Here is an 18005-nt window from a genome sequence, read left to right on the forward strand (position 1 = left end):
CGCCGGGTTGTTCCGGCGCCTGCCAAGCCTCAGGCAAGCAGCGTGCCGGCCAGTTCCTTGAGATCGGCCTCGGGCCGCGCGCCATAATGCGAGATGACCTCTGCAGCGGCGATGGCACCGAGTGTGAGGCAGGTCGTCGGGTCCTGCCCACGCACATGGCCGGTCAGGAAGCCAGCGGCGAAGAGATCGCCCGCGCCGGTCGTGTCGATCACCCGCTCGACGGGCGCTGCCGCCACTTCATAGCGCGTGCCGTTCTGGATGGCGATGGCGCCCTTCTCGCTGCGAGTGACGATCAGCGTCGGCAGCTTGTCCGCAAAGCGCGCAATGGCCTCTTCGCAGTCCTGCGTTTGCGCCAGCGAGCAGATCTCGGTTTCGTTGGAGAAGAGGATGTCGATCATCCCGCCGTCGATCAGGCTGATGAAGTCCTCGCGATGCCGCTCGATGACGAAGGCGTCGGACAGCGTGAAGGCCACCTCGCGGCCCGCCTCGCGCGCGGCGGCGATGGCATCGCGCATGGCGGCGCGGGGCTGCTCGGGGTCCCACAGATAGCCCTCAAGATAGAGGATGCGGGCCGAGCGGATCATGTCGAGATCGAGCGCGGCCGCGGGCAGGAACTGGGATGCGCCGAGGAAGGTGTTCATCGTGCGCTGAGCGTCGGGCGTCACCATGATGAGGCAGCGCGCGGTGGGCGGGCCGTCGCTCGCCACCTCGGTTTCATAGCGGATGCCCAGTGCGCGAATATCATGCGCGAAGATGCGGCCGAGCTGATCGTCGGCGACCTGGCCGATGAAGCCGCATTTGCCGCCCAGCGCGGCCATGCCGGCCAGGGTATTGGCCGCCGACCCACCGGAGATCTCAAGGCCGCTCGCCATATCGGCATAGAGCGCCTCGGCCTGCTCGGCATCGATAAGCTGCATCCCGCCCTTGGTGAGCGCGCGGCTGGCGATGAAGGCATCGTTTTCCTGGGAAATCACATCGACAATGGCATTGCCGATGGCGACAACATCAAGAACAGCTTCGGACAAAAGGCATTCCTTCATGAAGGATGAGGCAGGGCGGGAGAAAGCCCGTCCTTATCCGCCTGATCTCGCCCCGGCAAGCAGCGTGGGGCAGCGCATGGGGAGCGCCGGCCGCTTGACCGCCGCGCGTGCTCGGGCAAAACCTGTTCCATGGTGTTTCCCGCGTTGCTGCGCGCCCTTCCGCAAATCCTGTTGCCCGGCATCCGCGCGGTGCTCTGGCAGAGTCTGGCCACCACCGTGGCGATCTTTGCGCTTATCGGCGCGGGCGTCTGGTTCGGCCTGCGCCTGCTGCTGACCCGGACCGGCTGGCTGGATGCAGACGGTTTCGCCGGGGCAGCGCTCGCCGTCGCGATCGCGCTGGTCATCGGCTGGTTGCTGTTTCGCGCCGTGGCGATTGCCATCGTTGGACTTTATGCGGATCGCATCGTAGCGGTGGTCGAGCAGACGGACTATCCCACACGCCATGCGCAGGCGGCGGCCGTGCCTTTCGCCACCGGAATGCGGATCGCCTTGCGTTCGGCCGGCCGTGCGGTCGGCTGGAATCTGGCGGTGCTGCCGCTCTATGTGGCGCTGCTGGTCACCGGCGTTGGCGCGCCCATCCTGTTCCTCGTGCTCAATGCCTATCTGCTCGGCCGCGACCTTGCCGAACTCATCGAGGGGCGGCATCCGGGCTTGGGGGCATTCACGCGGGGCCAGCGCTGGCAGCTCGGCTTCGTTTCGGCGCTTCTATTGCTGCCACCCGTCGTGAACCTGTTGGCGCCGATCTGGAGCGTGGCTATGGCCGCACACATGTTTCATGCGCGGCGGAAGATCTGAACAGATGCTCTTGCGCTTTGGCTTTCCCCTGCTTGCTCTGCTTCTCTCCGGCTGCGGCGCGTCGCTGGTCCCGCAGACTGGCGGCCAGGCGCCCGCGGTCGGCTATGCGCCGGCCAAACGGCCCCAGCCGGGCGGCATCGTCGGGGCGGATGCGCGGGGCCTGCAACGGCTCTTCGGGGAGCCTCGGCTGGACATTCGCGATCCTGCAGTGCGCAAGCTGCAGTTCGCCAACGGCCAGTGCGTGCTAGATGCCTATCTCTATCCCCCGGCCGCGAATCGGGAGCCGGTTGTGACGCATGTCGATGCACGCAACAGCACGGGCGATGACATGGACGCCGCTGCCTGCGCGGGCCTGCTCCGCAGGCGCTAGGATGGCGCGCCGGGGCGCGTCGATTGACTTCCCGATCAGGCAATGACAGCTTGCAGCCATGACTGAGCATGTTGGCCAGCCTCGTTGCCCGTCGGGCAACCGATCTTATCGAGGTCAGATCCTCACGGGACGATAGCCCCGGGAGTCGGCGCGTCTCGCCCCGACTGTCGGGGTGAATTCGCGCATCTTGCCCAGCGTCCCCCAACAGGTGGCGCTGGCCCTCCATCTTGAAAGATCCTTCCATGACCAACACACAGGCGGGCCGCAGGCCGGCCATCCATATGATCGACACCGAAGCCGATCGCCTGACCGAACTGGCGCTCGGCGCCGAAGACCGGTTTCCCGAGGTCAGCGCCTTGTTGCTCGACGAAATCGGGCGCGCGACAGTGAAGACCGCCAGCCAGATCGGCCCCGATGTTGTGAGGATGCAATCTACGGTGGCGTTCATCGATGAAGAAAGCGGCGCCGAACGGTCTGTCCAACTCGTCTATCCCGGCGAGGCAGACATCAATGCCGGGCGCGTCTCCATCCTCACGCTGATCGGCGCGGCGCTGATCGGCCTGCGCGAGGGTCAGTCGATCAACTGGCCGGATCGCAGCGGCAAGCGGCGGCGGCTGCGCATCCAGTCCGTCAGCCACTGAGGCGCCATGGTGGCGGGCAGGGCGTCAGGCCTCAGGGCGCTGTGCTTTGCCCCGCCGTCTTCGGCACCTGCCGCTCGCAGTGATAGACGAGGCGCTCGTTCGGGCTGGATGGCAGCCGCGCCTCGATCTCGCCCTGAATCTGCATCAGCTTGGCGAGCCGCTCTGGGTCGCTCGAGCAGCCGGACCAGCCGATCTTGTCCCGCAGCGCGCGCATCTCGGCGGCGCTCTGTGCGCTCACGAGATAGTTATCGGTGCGGTAGCGGCCGATAGCGGGGTCGAAGCGCCGCACCGAAACAGCGGCCTCGTCAGCCGGCACGAGGGCGCGGGACCAACCGGTCGCGCCGTTCTGGAACTGGGTGCGCCCGTCGAGGCACCCCTGCGGCGTCCATGTAAAGCTCAGGTCCGTCGTTTCCGAGACGGTGACCCGGCTCAGCCCCGGTTCGAGCCGGCATAGCCAGCGACCGCTTTCGGCCGACGCCGCACCGTCCATGTCGTTACCGACTGCGTTGCCGGCATCCGGCAGCGGCTCGGCCGGTGCGTCGGCGCTGTTGAAACTCGGGCGCAGCGCAAAGGTCAGCACTGCAGCCAGCAGCAGCACGCCTGCCGCCCCGCCAAAGCGCCGGGCGTGGCGGATGTTGCCGCGCGACTGGCCCAGTACCGCGGCACCACCGGTGAGAGCGGCAGCGGCAAGAAGCAGCGCGGCGATGGCGATCATGTTCTCCCGCCGGGCGATAACCTGCTGCTGGGCCTGCTCGCGCGCGGCGATGGCGCGCTCGCGGTCCTTCAGGGCGGTTTCGTTCTGCCGTCGCGCCGCCTCGGCGCGGGCGCGCTCGTCGGCGGCCTGCTGGGCGGCATCGATTTCCGCCATGGATCGGCAGGTTTCGCTGGATCGGCGCACCTGAACATTGGCCTGCCGCAGAAAGCTCGCAATCTCGCGCGTCGATACCGCAAAGCCATATTCAGCATCGCTACCGTCCGAGAGCGAGCCAAAGCTGTTGATGCCGATGACGCGGCCGCAATCGTCCACCAGCGGCCCGCCACTGTTTCCCGCCGCCAGTGGGGCGGTGTGCAGCACGGTGTCGAACTGGCGGGAGGCGCGCCCTGCCGAGACATTGCCAGAGGTGCGCACGGCGCTCATCGGGCGGATGATATCCTCGATGCTCATGCCCTGCGCGCGATCGACGGAGCCGGGATAGCCGATGGCGGTCACTCGCGTGCCGTCTTCCACCGGGCCGGCCAGGAAGGTCGCTATGGGAATCGACGGCGCGTCATCAACGGCCAGCAAGGCCAGATCATTGCCCGGCGAATAGGCCAGGATGCGGCCGCCATAGCTGTTCGTGCCCTCGGAGGGGATGATGCCGATGACGATGTTGGACTCGCTGCGGGCGAGTTCGACGACATGGGCATTGGTGAGCACGCGGCCCGGCGCGATCATGACGCCGCTGCCATGACCGACGAAATAGGCATTCTGGCCGTCCGTTGCCACCAGCGCCACCCGCACGACGCTGCGCGAGGCGGCGGCGATGTCCTGCACATCTGCCCGTGCCGGCGTCAGGGCAAGAGGCAGCAGTAGCGCAAGGGCGAGGTGGAGGACCGCTTTGAAGGAACCGAACAGTCCGGTGCGAGGCTTGATCATGGGGAACCTTTAACGCGCCCTTCGAGCTCTCGACAGAGGTTTTCACGGTCCACGCGCTTTGAACGCAATTTACGGGAAGCTTACCCGCATTGCCGGTGAGACAAGGACCCGCGGCTGAGCCCGCGCCTTGCGTGAGCATGGCCGGCCCGCTTACATCGGATAGCCTCCGCTCGATTGCGGAAGAGATAGGAAAGTTGTTATGCGCGCCACCGCGCCGGCCATTGATGAAGAGACGGCATGGGCGGCCTTCGCGGCGCGCGACCGCCGCATGGACGGGCGTTTCGTCGTCGCGGTCAAGACGACCGGCATCTATTGTCGCCCGAGCTGCCCCGCACGCCGCCCCCGGCCGGAGCATGTCACGATCCTGCCCGATGGCGGCGCGGCACGAGCGGAGGGTTATCGGCCCTGCCTGCGCTGCCGGCCGGACGATGTCGCGCCGGATCGCGCTGCCGTCACGCAAGCGCTGGCGTTGCTGGAAGCTGGTGAGGTCATGCCGCCGCTGGCCGAGCTGGCACGCGCCGTCGGCTACACGCCCCACCATTTCCAGCGCCTGTTCAAGCGGGCCGTGGGGGTCTCGCCCGCGGCCTACTGGCGCGGTTTGCGGGCGAATCGGCTGACGCGCGCGCTCCACAAGACTGAAAGAATCACAGATGCGATCTACGATGCCGGCTATGAAGCACCCAGCCGCGCTTATGCCGATGCGCGGGCGCGACTTGGCATGACACCGTCCGCTTGGCGCAATGGCGGCGCGGACGTGACGATTCGCTTCACGGTCACGGCGACGTCTCTGGGCGACATGCTCGTTGCGGCGACCAACAAGGGCCTGTGCCGGATCAGCTTCGATGAGGAGGAAAGCGACCTGCGGCGGCATTTCCCGCGCGCGACGATCGTCGCTGGCGATACCGACTTTGCGGCATTGGTGGCGCAGGTCGTGGCTTTGGTGGATGATCCCTCACGGGCGGTGGATCTGCCGGTCGATGTCGCCGGCACAGCATTCCAGCAGGCGGTATGGGCGGCCTTGCGGGCGATCCCCATCGGTGAAACGCGCACCTACACGCAGATCGCAGCAGCGGTCGGCAAGCCGGCTGCCGTCCGCGCGGCGGGGTCGGCCTGTGGCGATAACAAGCTGGCGGTGCTCATTCCCTGCCACCGGGTTCTTCGCAGCGATGGCGGATTGGGCGGTTATGCCTATGGGACGGATCGCAAGACGGTCCTGCTGGAGAAGGAAAAACGGCAAAAGTAGGACTTTACTGCGGGAACATGAGGATAGAGTCGGCCCCCAATAGATCAGTGGCGAAAAAACAACGAAAACTCATTACCTTACGCGCCGGCCGCCAAGTAAATTTTGCGTTCAACTTGTCGCCATTGCCTAACAACTGGCCGGATTCAGCCGGGGGACGCGAAACCAGCAGGCATGTTCGGCGGTTTTTTCCTCACTATGACACATAACCATGAAACCCCTCGTACAGCGCTGACCGCGATTGCCGCCGTCTTGGCGCTTGGCTCCACCTCGGCTCTGGCGCAGGAGGCCGGAACCGCTTCACCCGCGGTCGATCCCGCTGGTAGTGAGATCGTGATTCCGGATGCGCAGCGTGCGCCTACGGCGGTCCCGCTCCCGACAACCGCGCCGCCGCTGACGACCGTGGCTCCGATCGTCACGCAGAGCCCGGCAGCGCCTTCATCGAGCGCCTTAACCGCTGCGCCCATTGTTGCCCCGGAGGCCACAACCGCCCGTACTGCCGAAAGCCCTCCCCAGGCGCGTCAGGCCGCTCCGGCTTCCGCGGAGACCGCGTCAGCACCTGCAGAGCGTACATCCAGTGCCCGCGCGATATCGACGCGTCCGACTGCGGCGCGTGAACTGGCTCCGCAGCCAGTCGCCAGCGATGCTGTTGCGCAGGCTGAAGCCCAACCTCAGGCGGTTGAGGCCCCTGCGACTGAGGCGCCGATGGTCAATGAGACACCGCAACCCGCGCCGCTTGAAACCACCGGTGAGGCTGCTTCCAGCGATAACACTGCGATCATCATCGGCGGTGCTGGTGCGCTCGTACTGCTTGGGGCCGGCTTCATGGCCTTCCGTCGCCGCAAAACCTATGACCGTGAGATCGAGGCAGATGCGATGGAGCGGGAGGTGATCCGTGAACCCGTCGTCACGCCGAAGCAGGATACGGTCGTGAATCCAGCCTCTGCACCTGCCGTAGCGCCCCGTGCACCGGTTGATTCTTCTGCTCCGATCATGCAGCGCTCCACTGTCGTCCGCGAGGGCGATCTGGAACAACAGGTGGCGGCGGCGCCGTCGCGGGAAAACCCGTTTCTTACCCGCAAGAACCGTCTGCGTCGCGCCAACTTCCTGATGCGCCAAGGCGCTCTGCCTGAGGCTGCGCCGGCGACGATGGACCGCCAGACCGCGGCAGCGCCCGCAACCCAGCCGCAAGCCCCTGCGCGTCAGACGGTTTATAGCTTCGGCGGGACGACCGTCCGCCCGACCCAAAAGCCGCGCACGACCTGATCTCCATCGGTCGGTAGCTTCAGATGCAGCCGCTCTTCGTAACGAGGAGCGGCTGTTCATTACAGCGCCGTTCGAAATCAGACGAAGCTGTAGGGATCGATATCCACGCTCACCCGCGTCGTTGACTTCCAATCGATCTGGCTCAGCCATTTGCGGACGATGGCCTGCAGATCCACCCCGCGCCGCGCGTGGACGAGCAATCGGAACCGGTGTCGACCGCGCAGCACGGCCAGTGGCGCTTCGGCCGGACCATAAACGTCCAGACCATCCTGATGGGGCGCAATCTTCCCGATTCGCTGTGCCGTCTCCCGGGCCAGTGCTCCGTCGGTATCGCTGACGATGATTGCCGCGAAGCGCCCAAACGGCGGCGCGTTGGCGATCCGCCGGCTTTCCGTCTCCATCGCGTAGAAGCGCGCGCCATCGCCATCGAGCAAGGCCCGGATCACCGGCGCCTCCGCAGCGCGGGTCTGGATGAAGACCCGTCCAGGCTTCTCGCCACGCCCCGCGCGTCCCGAGACCTGCATGATCTGCTGATAGGTGCGCTCAGCGGCACGCAGGTCGCCGCCATCCAGCCCGAGATCGGCATCGACCACGCCGACCAGCGTGAGTTCGGGGAAGTGGTAGCCCTTGGTGACCAGTTGCGTGCCGATGATGATATCCACGGCCCCGCCCGCCACGTCCCGCACAAAGGCAGCCGCCCGAGCCGGAGACCATAAGGTGTCGGAGGTGACGATGGCGGTGCGCGCCTGCGGGAAGAGCAGCTTCACCTCGTCCGCGATACGCTCGACACCGGGGCCGCAGGCGACCAGCGCATCGCTCTCGTTGCATTCCGGGCAGGCGTCGGGCGTGGGGATGCTGTGGCCGCAATGATGGCAAGCGAGGCGCCGGGTCAGGCGATGCTCGACCATCCACGCCGTACAGTGCGGGCACTGGAAGCGATGGCCGCAATGGCGGCATAGGGTGAGAGGTGCATAACCGCGCCGGTTGAGGAACAGTAAGGATTGCTCGCCGCGCTCCAGCGTCTCCGCCATGGCCTTGACCAGCGGCGGCGCGAGCCATCGCCCCCGGTCGGGTGGATCGCGCGTCAGGTCGAGGCCGATGATCTCCGGCAGTTCCGCGCCGCCAAACCGGCTGGGCAGGGCAATCTCTTCATAGCGGCCCAGAGCGACCTGATGGCGGGTCTCGATGGCCGGCGTCGCCGAGGCGAGGATGATCGGGCAGCTCTCGAACATGCCGCGCATCACCGCGACGTCCCGCGCATGGTAGCGCACGCCTTCTTCCTGCTTGAAGCTGGTCTCATGAGCCTCGTCCACGATGATGAGGCCGAGCTTTGGGTAAGGCAGGAACAGCGCCGAGCGCGCGCCCACCACCACCTGCGCCTCGCCGCGCGAGATCGCCCGCCAGGCGCGACGCCGGTCGGATTGCTTGAGGCCGGAATGCCAGGGCACCGGCTCACAGCCAAAGCGGGCCGTGAACCGGTCGAGAAACGGCTCGGTCAGGGCGATTTCGGGCAGCAGCACCAGCGCCTGCTTGCCCTGCCGCAGAGTCTCGGCCAGCGCCTCGAAATACACCTCCGTCTTGCCCGATCCGGTGACGCCATCAAGCAGGACGGTCTGGAAGGCATGGGCGCGAACATGCTCTGTCAGCCTGTCGGCCGCCGCCTGCTGGTCGGCGCTGAGCGTGACGGTCACGAAGTCGGGATCTGGATCGGGATAGGGCTGATTGGTGGAGACCTCCACGGCCTCCAGCGCGCCCTGCTTTACCAGCCCGCGAATCACCGCGTCGCTGACTTCGCCAATGGCGGCCAGTTCACGCACCAGCCCCTGCCGCTCGCCGATGCGTTCCAGCGCTTGTGCGCGTTGCGGCGTCAGTCGGTCCGGCACGACGCCGGTGGGACGATATTCCACCACCGTCTTCTCGCCATCCAGCGCGGACATGGAGGCGAGCGCCATGCGCAGCACGGCAGCGGGCGGGGCAAGGTAATAATCAGCCGTCCACTCGATGAGGCGGCGTAGCGAGGCGGGCAAAGGCGGCGCGTCCAGCACGCCGCTAATGGGGCGCAGACGATTGTCGCCGACCGGCGCGACGTCCGGAAAGCGGTCCGCTTCCCACACCACGCCGATCATCGGGCGCGGACCCAGCGGGGCGACGACGATCTGCCCGGGCTCCACGCTCATGCCATGCGGCACCCGGTAGTCGAGCGGGCCGAGCGCGGCGTTGAGCAGAATGATCCGGGCGCGGGTCATGCCCCGGCCTTAGAGACAGTCTGGCTCGGAGGAAATGGCATCGTCGCGCTGGCTTCACGCCTGCGCGCGGCGGGCAAGGCCTTACATCCGCCGGCGTGCGGCGCTATAGGCGGCGCCAATCTCTCCACAACCGGGAACCTCTGGCCATGAAATTCTTCGTCGATACCGCCGACACTGCCGACATTCGCGAGCTTGCCGCCACCGGCCTGCTGGACGGCGTGACGACCAATCCCAGCCTCATCCACAAATCGGGCCGCAAGTTCCTTGAAGTGGTGGAAGAGATTTGCGGGCTGGTTGATGGCCCCGTCTCGGCGGAGGTCGTGGCGCTCGATCATGAGACGATGATGAAGGAAGCCGCTGTGCTCCGGAAGATCGCCGAGAATGTCTGCATAAAGGTGCCGCTCACCATCGATGGCTTGAAGACCTGCAAGGCGCTCACGCAGGATGGCTGCCAGGTCAATGTCACGCTGTGCTTCTCGGCCAATCAGGCCCTGCTCGCCGCCAAGGCCGGCGCGACGTTCATCTCGCCCTTCGTCGGGCGGCACGATGACAATGGCTTCGACGGCATGCGGCTGATCGAGGACATCCGGCTGATCTACGACAACTACGCTTTCGAGACCGAGATTCTCGCGGCTTCGCTGCGTCACCCCATCCATGTGCTCGAATGCGCGAAGATCGGTGCGGACGTGATTACGGCGCCGCCAGCGGTCATCAAGTCGCTGGTCAACCATGTGCTGACCGACAAGGGCCTCGCCGCTTTCGCTTCGGACTGGGAGAAGACGGGTCAGTCGATCCTCTGAGTCCTACGGCAGTCCAAAAAGAAGGGCCGCTGTCTCCCGGGAGGCAGCGGCCCTTTTCTTTGGCTCAAAGGACGGCGCGATCTACCGCCCAAAACCCTTCGGCGCGGCATCAACCACGGTCGATCCACTGGCGCCGACCTGTTGTACTTCCAGTGCGCGCTCGGCGATCCCGTCCCTGCCGAAGCGGAAGGCGCCGTCGATGCCGGCGAAGCCCTCGGCGTCGCGTAGCCGCGCCGCCGGGAAGGCGCTCCCGGGCTTCCAGTCCTGCGCGATCCGCACGGTGAGCAGCACCGAATCATAACCGAGCGACGCGAGGCGGTAGGGTGCCGTGCCGTAGGACGAGCGATATTTGGTCGCGAGCGTGCGATAAAGACCATCCGAGACGCCCGCATACCAGGCACCGCGCAGCGCCGTGCTGGCGGAAAGACCGGATTCGGTCGCCCATAGCTCGGTGCCGAGAATGCGCGCGTCCTTGGCGCCGGCGGTGCGCACCAGCGGCGCGGCCTGCAGCGCGATGCGACCGACATCGGCGATCAGCAGCGCATCATAGCTGGAACTGGCCGACAGGCGCTGGACCGCTGATTGCACCGAATTGGCCGAGCGATCGAATGTCTCCATCGCCACGACCGTGCCGCCGGCAGCTTTCACCTCGCTGAGAAACGCCTTGCCGGCCCGCTCCCCATACACGCCGCGCGGCACAAGCGCCGCGAAATCGCTCAGGCCACGCGCCCTCGCAAAGCGCACGACGCGCGAGACCGATTGCTCCGGGCTGTAGCCGAGCAGATAGACGCCGTTGCCGGCGACGCTCTCGTCATTGGAATAGCTCAGCACCGGGATGTTGGCTGCGCGTGCGATCGGCGCGACAGCGCGCACCTCGTCCGCCGTCAGCGGGCCGAGGATGAGCTTGTTGCCTTCCGCCACGGCCTTGCGCGCGGCCTCGGCCGGGTTGCGCCCGGTATCATAGGTGGTGACGCGCAGCCGCTCGGTCTTGGTATCCAGCAACGCCATGGTGGTGGCATTGGCCAGCGAGCGCCCCACGCCGGCATTCGCGCCGCTCATCGGCACAAGCAGGGCGATGCGGTGCCGCTCGGTATCAGTCGGCAGGCCCTGCGTTACGTCCGGCTGCTGCGTTTTGGGCGGCGGCGCAGGCGGCGCGGAGGGCGGCACTACGCGCGTACAGGCCGCCAGCAGCATGGCGCCGATCAGCACAATGCCCTGCAGAATGCGGCGGGGCGTCGGGGTGCCTCCAGCCGCGATGTCGAACCTCACTTGCCCCGCAAGGCTCCTCTCTGCCATGGCACACCTCATGTCCGCTTCACTTGAGCCTGGCCTATATATCGTTGCGGGACCGATCGGCAACTTGTCCGACCTGTCGCCCCGCGCTGCCGCCGTGCTGCAAGGTGCGGACGTGGTGGCCGTGGAGGACAGCCGCGTGAGCGCCAAATTGCTGCGCCATGCCGGGTCCGACCGGCCCATGATTCCCTACCATGACCACAGCGATGAGCGGGTTCGCGCCCGTCTGGTCGAGCGCATGGCGATCGAAGCGGTGGCGCTGCTGTCGGACGCCGGGACGCCGCTCATCTCCGATCCGGGATACAAGCTGGTGCGAGACGCCCGTGCGGCAGGCCGATCCGTGAATACGGTGCCCGGCCCCTGCGCGGCCATTGCGGCGATCACGCTCTCCGGCCTCCCCAGCGACCGCTTTTTGTTCATGGGCTTTTTGCCGCCCAAGACCAAGGCGCGAACCGATGCGCTGGCGGAGGTGGCGGGTCTGCGCGCGACGTTGGTCTTCTACGAGAGCGGGCCACGTTGCGCGGCATCGCTGGCGGACATGGCGGCCGTGTTGGGCGATCGCCCGGCTGCGCTCTGCCGCGAGATCAGCAAGGCCTATGAGGAAACATTGAGCGGCACGCTGACCGAGCTCTCGGGGGCCTGCGCGCAGAAGGAGCCGCGCGGCGAGATTGTGCTGGTGGTCGGCCCGCCGGGAGAGCGCGCCGCGCCGGAAGCCGACGAGATCGATGTCGCGCTGCGCGAGGCGCTGGAGCGGCTGACCGTCTCGCAAGCGGCGGGCGAAGTCGCCCGCGCATTGGGGGCGGACCGCAAGGCGCTCTACGCGCGCGCCATGGAAATCAAGGGAAAGTGAAAGGCAGCCCGCCCACGCCGGCGCGGCTCGCCGCCGAGAAGCGCGGCCGGCAGGGCGAGCGGATCGCGGGCTGGTGGTTGCGGCTCAAGGGCTGGACGATCCTCGCGCGGCGGGTGCGCACCCGCGCCGGCGAAATCGACCTGATCGCCCGGCGCGGCAAGATCGTCGCCTTCGTCGAGGTGAAGACGCGGGCCAGCGAGGCGCTGCTCGATGAAGCGATCGATGAGCGGCGGCTGGCGCGCGTCGCGGCGGCGGCGGAAGCGGTCGCCCATAACTGGCTGGGGCCGGATGACGACATGCGCATCGACGTGATGCTGCTTGCGCCGGGTCATCGGCCACGCCATCTGGAAAATGTCTGGCACGGCGGCTAGCGCCTGCGGTCCCGGTTGCGTCGCGTGTCAGCGTCTCGGTTCAGAACAAGAACAGGGCTTGAAGCAGCCCGAACGGTGGAAGGTAAGAACGGATGTCGCTCAAGGTCGCTCTGCAGATGGACCCGATGGAGTCGCTGAACATTGCCGGCGATTCGACCTTTCACATCATGATCGCCGCTCAGGCGCGGGGGCACCGGCTCTACCATTATCGCACGGATGATCTGAGCTGGCGCGGCGGACGGCTCTATGCGCAGGCCCGCGAAGTGACGGTGCAGAAGGTTGCAGGCGATCACTATCGCTTCGGCGAGGCGGTCAAGCTGGACCTTGGCCGCGATGTCGATGTGGTCTGGATGCGGCAGGACCCGCCCTTCGACCTCAATTATATCACCGCGACGCATCTGCTGGAGCGGATCACCGGCGAAACGCTGGTCGTCAACGATCCGGTGGCCGTGCGCAACGCGCCGGAAAAGCTCTTCGTGCTCGATTTCGCGCGCTTCATGCCGCCGACGATGATCACGCGCAGCCTAGAGGAAACGCGCGACTTCCTTGCCGAACATGGCGAGATCGTCGTGAAGCCGCTGTACGGCAATGCCGGCTCGGCCGTCTTTCGCATCGGCGCAGATGGCGCCAATCTCGCCGCTCTGGTGGAACTTTTCGGCGAGATGTGGGTCGAAAGTTTCATGGTGCAGGCTTTTCTCAAGGACGTGGCGCAGGGCGACAAGCGGATCGTGCTCGTCGATGGCGAAGTGGCCGGCGCGATCAATCGTATTCCCGGTAAGGGCGAGATCCGATCCAACCTGGCCGCCGGCGGCACCGCCGCCAAGACCGAGCTGACGGCGGAGGAGCAGGAGATCTGCGCCGCGCTGGGGCCGGAGCTCAAGAAGCGCAGCCTGCTGTTCGTCGGCATCGATGTTATCGGTGGCAAATGGCTGACCGAAATCAATGTGACGTCACCGACCGGTATTGTCGCTATCGATGCCTTCAACGGCACGGATACCGGCGGCATGATCTGGGATGCGGTCGAGCGCCGGCTGGCGGAGCGGGCGGCCTGAGGCTGCTGCAACAACCAGATGATTGATAAGCCGATGATGGGTGACGACAGATGAGCGATTGGGTCGTTCATCTGATCGATGCCGGCGGATATTGGGGCATCGCCCTGCTGATGGTGCTGGAAAATGTGTTTCCGCCCATTCCGTCCGAGTTGATCATGGGCATTGGCGGCATTCGCGTCGGCCAGGGGAAGATGGATGTGGTGCCCCTGCTGGCAGCGGGGACCATCGGCACCACCATCGGCAATCTGTTCTGGTATTATCTGGGGCTCTGCCTCGGCTATGCGCGACTGCGGCCCTTGGTCGAGCGCTATGGCCGCTGGGCAACGTTGCGGTGGCGGGAGGTCGAGTGGCTGGAGCGGATCTTCCTGCGCCATGGCGACAAGATCGTGTTCATCTTCCGCTTCATGCCGGTGTTCCGCACGATCGTCTCGCTCCCGGCCGGGCTGTTCGCCATGCCGTTCTGGCGCTTCGTCATCTGGACGACCGGTGGCGCGCTAATCTGGAACGTCGTCTTGGTCGGGGCCGGCTATTATCTTGGCGTGCGGTTCGAGCGCATCGATGATTATCTTGGCCCGCTCACCAATATCGCGGTGGCGTTTCTGGTCGTCGGCTATCTCTGGCGGCTGTTCACTTGGAAGAGCGAGCCGCGCGACCAGCCGTAATCATGTCTTATCCTTCCGCGCGCGGGTGCGCGTTGCGATAGACATCGAGCAGATGCGCCGCATCGACCTGCGTGTAGATTTGCGTCGAGGACAGGCTGGCATGACCGAGCAGTTCCTGCAGGGAGCGCAGGTCCGCGCCGCGCCCGAGCAGATGGGTGGCGAAGCTGTGGCGCAGCGCATGCGGCGTCGTGCGATCGTGCAGGCCAAGGCGCCCGCGCGCGCCCTGCACGGCGCGGCGAATCAGCGCCGGGGAAAGGGGCCCGCCGCGCGAACCCCGGAACAGCGGCGCGTCTTTGCCCGTCGGATAGGGGCAGAGCGCGATATATTCCTCGATCGCGCTGCGGACTTGCGGCAGCAGCGGCACCACCCGCGTCTTGCCCCGCTTGCCCAGCACCCGCAGTGTTTCAGCGAGGGGCAGGGCATCGCCCGTCAGTCCCAAGGCTTCGCTGATGCGCAGGCCCGCGCCGTAGAGCAGCATCAGCACGGCCCAGTCGCGCGCGCCGATCCATCCGTCTCGCGCGGTTTCGGCAATGTCCTCGGCAAGCGCGACGGCTTCATCCGGGCTGATCGGTCGCGGCACGCCGGGCTTGACGCGCGGCCCGCGCATTACCGGAATCGTGGCGCCCTCGCCGCCCACGAACCGCAGAAAGGCGCGCAGGGCCGAGAGCTCCCGCGCCGCCGAACTGTTGCCGATGCCTTCCGCCCGGCGCGCCGCCAGATAGGCGCGCAAATCGCTTGTCGTCAGCTTGGTGATGGCCGCCGATGTGGGCGGGCGGCCGTCCATGTCCGCCATCCAGTCGAGCAGACGTTCGGCGGTGGAGACATAAGCGCGCACGGTGTGAAGCGAGCGGCGCCGGCCTTCGGCGAGATGCGCGCGCCAGCCTTCCAGCAGCCCTGCCCGCGTTTCGCCGGTCACGACGGCACGGTGCTGGCGAGCAGTTCCTGCCAGATGTCCAGCAGATCGACCGGATACCAGGCCTCGTCATGGGCCGCCAGCTCCTGTGGCGTCCACCAGCGGTGCGAGAGCATGACGGCCTTCTCGAGATCGGTGTGACCCGCCGTATCGATTCGCGCCTCCGCGACGGGGACCGCGTAAAAGCGTTCCTCGGCATCGACGGGAATGCCCTCGAGCGTGACGAAGGTGACATGGCGCACCGCCACGAGCGGACCGGGTTCGAGGTCGAGCCCGGTCTCCTCGCGCAGTTCGCGCCGCGCGGCCTGCTCGAAGGTTTCGCCCCGATCGACCGCGCCGCCGGGCGTCACCCAAAAAGGCGGGCGATCATCGGGCGTGAAGCGGAAGAGCAGCAGCCGTCCTTGCGGATCGGTGACCAGCAGACGGGCCGCCGGACGTTTCGCGCGACGGGTCACGCCCCGCTCACTCACCTGCTCATTCACCCGGCGCGCGGGCTCGAATGGCGAGGGCATGCACCTTCTCACGCAGCAGATCGGCGAGCGCCGCGTTGACCATGCGCTGTCGCGCAACGCGGGATTGGCCGGTGAAGGAGTCGGCGACGATCTCCACGGTGAAGTGGCTTTCGCCGCTGCCATCATCGCCCATATGGCCGCGATGCTTGGCGCTGTCATTGATGACGGCGAGCTGTTGCGGGGACAGGGCATTTTCCAGCCGCTGTGCGATCTCTTGCCCGACCGGGCCTAGCGAAGCGTCAACCATGCGCCCTATATAGGCGTTTTGGTTCACGCAGCCACAGGGAAGAGACGGTCGTGTCAGGGTCGGGGTTCAATCAGGGGGCATCGCGCCGCCACACGCGCTTTCACGGCCGCGTGGAAGGCGAGGCGCGCCGCTGTTCGCATCCCGGCTGCATGGAAGCAGGCGAGTTCCGCGCGCCGCCCGAGGAACGGCGCGGCGCGCCCGATGGTCCGCCGCGATGGCGCTGGTTCTGCCTGGATCACATCCGCGCGTTCAACACCGAATATAATTACTTCAAGGGCATGAGCCCGGAAGAGATCACGCAGGCGCAGCGCCCTTATGGCGGCTGGGAGCGGGAGACGCGGGCCTTTTCGTCCGCCGCAGCGAGTGGCACGCCGCCGCCGCGCTGGGCCGATTTCTCCGATCCGCTCGATGCGATCGGCGCCCGCTTCAAGATGCGGGCGGCGGAAACCGCGCAACGGCAGGATGGCAAGCCGCTGTCCGGCGCGGATCGGTCTGCCCTCAAGACGCTTGGCCTTTCGACCGATGCCGACCGGCGCGCCTTGCGCACCCGCTATACCGAGTTGGTCCGCCGCTTTCATCCGGACCATAATGGCGGCGACCGCGCGCATGAGAAAGCGCTGCAAGACGTGATCGCGGCCTATTCCCATCTCCGCAAGGCGCCGGCCTTCGCCTGACGGACCTTGCCGCGCCCGGTCTGCGCTGCCATAGGCGCCGGCCCGCTTCAGGAAGGTGATTGATATGGCGACCGGCACGCCGGCCCGTGCGATGGGCTTCGACTTCGGCACCACCAACAGCGTTGCCGCGATGGCCCAAGACGGCACGTCGCATATGCTGGAGTTCTCGGGCGACAAGGCGACAGGCGCCGTCTTCCGGTCCGCACTCTGCTTCTGGGAAGAGGGGGATCGCCGGGCTGCGCTGGCCCGCGAGGCAGGGCCATGGGCCATCGCGGAATATCTGGATTTTCCGCAGGGCTCGCGCTTCATCCAGTCGTTCAAGTCGGTCGCCGCCAGCCCGCTGTTCGATCATGCCAGCATCTTCGACCAGCGCATGACCTTCGAGCAGTTGGGCGAGGCCTTTCTGGAGCGCATGGTCGCCCATGCCGGTGGCGCGCTGGGCTCCGGGCCGGATGAGCGGCCCGAACGGATCATCGTCGGTCGACCGGTGCGCTATGCTGGCTCGCGACCGGATGAGGCGCTGGCCCGCACGCGCTACGATGCCATGTTCCGCACCTTCGGCACCGACATCCATTATGTCTACGAACCGCTCGGCGCGGCGTTCAGCTTCGCCAGCCGCCTGTCGGAGCCGGCGACGGTTCTGGTCGCGGACTTTGGCGGCGGCACGAGCGATTTCTCCGTCGTGCGGATGCGTCCCGCCGGCGACGGGCGGCGCTGCGAGCCGCTCGGCCATGCCGGCATCGGCATCGCGGGCGACCGGTTCGATTACCGCATCGTCGATCATCTCGTGCTTCCCATGCTCGGCAAGGGCGGCAGCTATCGCTCCTTCGACAAGGTTCTGGAAATTCCCCGGAGCCATTTCGCGGACTTTGCCGACTGGTCCCGACTCGCGCTGATGCGCAACCGGCGGACCATGGAAGAGCTGGCGCGGCTGCAGCGCGCTGCCGTCGATCCCGCTGCCATCGGGCGGATGATCGCCATCATCGAGCGGGAGCTCGGCTATGCGCTCTACGATGCAGTCGGCCAACTCAAGCGTGCGCTGTCGAGCGAGGATGAAGCGCATTTCCGTTTCGAGAGCGATGATCTGGTGATCGATGCCGATGTGACGCGCGCCCAGTTCGAGCGCTGGATCGCGCCGGATGTCGCGCGGATCGAGGAGACGGTCGGTCAGGCCCTGGCAGACGCCGCATTGGACGCCGGCGCCATCGACCGCGTGTTCCTCACAGGCGGATCGTCGCTCATCCCCGCGATTCGCGCCATATTCGAACGCCGGTTCGGTGCCGAGCGGATCGCGACCGGCGGAGAACTGACGTCCATCGCGCACGGTCTCGCGCTGATCGGGCTGGAGCACGATCCGGGGGAATGGGCGGTCTGATCCGCCTGATGGAACCCACCTT

The 18005-nt window shown here is 66.7% G+C and carries 19 protein-coding genes; 12 read left to right on the forward strand and 7 right to left on the reverse strand.

The window, feature by feature from the left end; genetic code table 11:
• Window positions 1-29: 29 nt before the first annotated feature.
• Entirely contained in the window at window positions 30-1040 is a 1011-nt protein-coding gene (locus tag M2333_RS14105; protein ID WP_413716501.1) for an adenosine kinase, read from the reverse strand.
• A gap of 129 nt (window positions 1041-1169) precedes the next feature.
• Between M2333_RS14105 and M2333_RS14110 the strand changes: the two genes are divergently transcribed.
• The 3 genes from M2333_RS14110 (at window position 1170) to rnk (ending at window position 2846) form a co-directional block, all read left to right on the forward strand.
• A complete protein-coding gene (locus M2333_RS14110; RefSeq protein ID WP_264612194.1) occupies window positions 1170-1835 on the forward strand; it encodes an EI24 domain-containing protein in 666 nt (221 codons plus the stop codon).
• Between the two features lie 4 nt (window positions 1836-1839).
• Window positions 1840-2205 (forward strand): hypothetical protein, encoded by a 366-nt coding sequence (locus M2333_RS14115; protein ID WP_264604582.1) that lies wholly within the window; start codon window positions 1840-1842, stop codon window positions 2203-2205.
• A 242-nt stretch (window positions 2206-2447) separates the two neighbouring features.
• Complete coding sequence (gene rnk, locus M2333_RS14120; RefSeq protein WP_264583835.1) at window positions 2448-2846, forward strand: nucleoside diphosphate kinase regulator; 399 nt, start codon at window positions 2448-2450, stop codon at window positions 2844-2846.
• 31 nt (window positions 2847-2877) lie between these two features.
• Here the strand turns inward: rnk and M2333_RS14125 are convergent, their stop codons facing one another.
• Window positions 2878-4482: a S1C family serine protease gene (locus M2333_RS14125; protein WP_264612195.1), complete on the reverse strand. Its 1605-nt coding sequence runs from the start codon at window positions 4480-4482 to the stop codon at window positions 2878-2880.
• Window positions 4483-4681: 199 nt separating this feature from the next.
• Here M2333_RS14125 and ada point away from each other — a divergent pair, with 199 nt between their 5' ends.
• Together ada and M2333_RS14135 are read left to right on the forward strand one after the other, a co-directional pair.
• Entirely contained in the window at window positions 4682-5725 is a 1044-nt protein-coding gene (gene ada, locus M2333_RS14130; protein WP_264612196.1) for a bifunctional DNA-binding transcriptional regulator/O6-methylguanine-DNA methyltransferase Ada, read from the forward strand.
• A 171-nt stretch (window positions 5726-5896) separates the two neighbouring features.
• Window positions 5897-6988 carry an LPXTG cell wall anchor domain-containing protein gene (locus tag M2333_RS14135; protein ID WP_264612197.1) on the forward strand — a complete coding sequence of 364 codons (1092 nt, stop codon included), beginning with the start codon at window positions 5897-5899 and terminating at the stop codon, window positions 6986-6988.
• A gap of 77 nt (window positions 6989-7065) precedes the next feature.
• On the opposite strand, the gene M2333_RS14140 is transcribed toward M2333_RS14135, so the two are convergent.
• Window positions 7066-9234, reverse strand: coding sequence for a primosomal protein N' (locus M2333_RS14140; RefSeq protein WP_264612198.1), 2169 nt, complete (start codon window positions 9232-9234; stop codon window positions 7066-7068).
• Window positions 9235-9380: 146 nt separating this feature from the next.
• Here M2333_RS14140 and fsa point away from each other — a divergent pair, with 146 nt between their 5' ends.
• The gene (gene fsa, locus M2333_RS14145) at window positions 9381-10034 is read left to right on the forward strand and encodes a fructose-6-phosphate aldolase (RefSeq protein WP_181561134.1); all 654 of its coding nucleotides are present in this window, start codon (window positions 9381-9383) and stop codon (window positions 10032-10034) included.
• An 81-nt stretch (window positions 10035-10115) separates the two neighbouring features.
• On the opposite strand, the gene M2333_RS14150 is transcribed toward fsa, so the two are convergent.
• On the reverse strand, window positions 10116-11330 hold the full coding sequence (locus M2333_RS14150; protein ID WP_413716025.1) for a penicillin-binding protein activator: 1215 nt from the start codon (window positions 11328-11330) through the stop codon (window positions 10116-10118).
• Between the two features lie 10 nt (window positions 11331-11340).
• On the opposite strand from M2333_RS14150, the gene rsmI reads away from it, so the two are divergent.
• From rsmI to M2333_RS14170, 4 genes are all read left to right on the forward strand, one after another.
• Complete coding sequence (rsmI, locus tag M2333_RS14155; protein ID WP_264612199.1) at window positions 11341-12177, forward strand: 16S rRNA (cytidine(1402)-2'-O)-methyltransferase; 837 nt, start codon at window positions 11341-11343, stop codon at window positions 12175-12177.
• Window positions 12174-12548 carry a YraN family protein gene (locus M2333_RS14160; protein ID WP_264571693.1) on the forward strand — a complete coding sequence of 125 codons (375 nt, stop codon included), beginning with the start codon at window positions 12174-12176 and terminating at the stop codon, window positions 12546-12548. Before rsmI ends, M2333_RS14160 begins: the two co-directional genes overlap by 4 nt.
• 92 nt (window positions 12549-12640) lie before the next feature.
• Window positions 12641-13600 (forward strand): glutathione synthase, encoded by a 960-nt coding sequence (gene gshB, locus M2333_RS14165; RefSeq protein ID WP_264612200.1) that lies wholly within the window; start codon window positions 12641-12643, stop codon window positions 13598-13600.
• A 50-nt stretch (window positions 13601-13650) separates the two neighbouring features.
• Window positions 13651-14262 (forward strand): DedA family protein, encoded by a 612-nt coding sequence (locus tag M2333_RS14170; RefSeq protein ID WP_264612201.1) that lies wholly within the window; start codon window positions 13651-13653, stop codon window positions 14260-14262.
• Window positions 14263-14269: 7 nt separating this feature from the next.
• Here the strand turns inward: M2333_RS14170 and M2333_RS14175 are convergent, their stop codons facing one another.
• From M2333_RS14175 to M2333_RS14185, 3 genes are read right to left on the reverse strand one after another with little or no spacing between them, the layout of a single operon-like run.
• A complete protein-coding gene (locus M2333_RS14175; RefSeq protein ID WP_264612202.1) occupies window positions 14270-15178 on the reverse strand; it encodes a tyrosine recombinase XerC in 909 nt (302 codons plus the stop codon).
• On the reverse strand, window positions 15175-15687 hold the full coding sequence (locus M2333_RS14180; protein ID WP_264612203.1) for an NUDIX hydrolase: 513 nt from the start codon (window positions 15685-15687) through the stop codon (window positions 15175-15177). Before M2333_RS14180 ends, M2333_RS14175 begins: the two co-directional genes overlap by 4 nt.
• Window positions 15650-15934, reverse strand: coding sequence for a BolA family protein (locus tag M2333_RS14185; protein ID WP_181561141.1), 285 nt, complete (start codon window positions 15932-15934; stop codon window positions 15650-15652). The genes M2333_RS14180 and M2333_RS14185 overlap by 38 nt, the downstream gene beginning before the upstream one ends.
• Window positions 15935-15984: 50 nt before the next feature.
• Between M2333_RS14185 and M2333_RS14190 the strand changes: the two genes are divergently transcribed.
• Together M2333_RS14190 and M2333_RS14195 are read left to right on the forward strand one after the other, a co-directional pair.
• A complete protein-coding gene (locus tag M2333_RS14190) occupies window positions 15985-16608 on the forward strand; it encodes a J domain-containing protein (protein ID WP_413716502.1) in 624 nt (207 codons plus the stop codon).
• A 64-nt stretch (window positions 16609-16672) separates the two neighbouring features.
• Window positions 16673-17983, forward strand: a complete 1311-nt coding sequence (locus M2333_RS14195; protein WP_264612204.1) for an Hsp70 family protein — start codon at window positions 16673-16675, stop codon at window positions 17981-17983.
• Window positions 17984-18005: the final 22 nt, after the last annotated feature.

The sequence above is a fragment of the Sphingobium sp. B11D3B genome, from assembly GCF_025961735.1.
Lineage (GTDB): Bacteria > Pseudomonadota > Alphaproteobacteria > Sphingomonadales > Sphingomonadaceae > Sphingobium.